Genomic DNA, 234 nt, shown 5'->3' with positions numbered 1-234 from the left:
CTCCATGGCATCCAGCCTGGATCAAACGACCATCAGCAAGGTGGAGAGCGGTAAGCATTCTGTGACCTTGGATGTAGGCCAAAAATTGGCTGCTGCGCTTGATCTTGAACTCACCGCGCTGATTGCTCTGGCCGTTTCTCGCGACAGCAATCGCACGCCTCGGGAAATACTTCTCACCTCGCTGGCCCAGCTCGAAGCCCTCGAATTGGCGGATACCAACCAGCCCTCAGAGCC

Annotated in this window: 1 protein-coding gene; it reads left to right on the top strand. The window is 56.8% G+C overall.

The features are described from left to right. On the top strand, window positions 1-234 hold a 234-nt coding region (locus AC6UDB_RS07285), incomplete at both ends, for a helix-turn-helix domain-containing protein (protein ID WP_500709600.1).

The sequence above is a fragment of the Fructilactobacillus sp. X3R2C1 genome, from assembly GCF_059901235.1.
Note: the sequence above shows the minus strand (reverse complement) of the source record. Positions and strands in the feature narration are given on the sequence as shown.